This is a genomic window from Nostoc sp. UCD121 (assembly GCF_014222285.1).
Lineage (GTDB): Bacteria > Cyanobacteriota > Cyanobacteriia > Cyanobacteriales > Nostocaceae > Nostoc.
This window is the reverse complement of sequence record NZ_JACKZS010000504.1, coordinates 1-828: the sequence shown is the minus strand read 5'-3', so window position 1 is coordinate 828 and position 828 is coordinate 1. Positions and strand designations below refer to the sequence as shown.

The 828-nt window shown below is 56.5% G+C and carries 1 pseudogene; it reads right to left on the bottom strand.

What is annotated here, in order from left to right:
- Positions 1-207: 207 nt before the first annotated feature.
- Positions 208-828 (bottom strand): annotated as a pseudogene (gene lacI / locus GNF10_RS37195) (DNA-binding transcriptional repressor LacI); the annotation flags it as partial.

Below are 828 nucleotides of genomic sequence, written 5' to 3'. Positions count from 1 at the left end.
CGAAAGCGGTCCTCGCCGAAAATGACCCAGAGCGCTGCCGGCACCTGTCCTACGAGTTGCATGATAAAGAAGACAGTCATAAGTGCGGCGACGATAGTCATGCCCCGCGCCCACCGGAAGGAGCTGACTGGGTTGAAGGCTCTCAAGGGCATCGGTCGAGATCCCGGTGCCTAATGAGTGAGCTAACTTACATTAATTGCGTTGCGCTCACTGCCCGCTTTCCAGTCGGGAAACCTGTCGTGCCAGCTGCATTAATGAATCGGCCAACGCGCGGGGAGAGGCGGTTTGCGTATTGGGCGCCAGGGTGGTTTTTCTTTTCACCAGTGAGACGGGCAACAGCTGATTGCCCTTCACCGCCTGGCCCTGAGAGAGTTGCAGCAAGCGGTCCACGCTGGTTTGCCCCAGCAGGCGAAAATCCTGTTTGATGGTGGTTAACGGCGGGATATAACATGAGCTGTCTTCGGTATCGTCGTATCCCACTACCGAGATATCCGCACCAACGCGCAGCCCGGACTCGGTAAAGGCGCGCATTGCGCCCAGCGCCATCTGATCGTTGGCAACCAGCATCGCAGTGGGAACGATGCCCTCATTCAGCATTTGCATGGTTTGTTGAAAACCGGACATGGCACTCCAGTCGCCTTCCCGTTCCGCTATCGGCTGAATTTGATTGCGAGTGAGATATTTATGCCAGCCAGCCAGACGCAGACGCGCCGAGACAGAACTTAATGGGCCCGCTAACAGCGCGATTTGCTGGTGACCCAATGCGACCAGATGCTCCACGCCCAGTCGCGTACCGTCTTCATGGGAGAAAATAATACTGTTGATGGG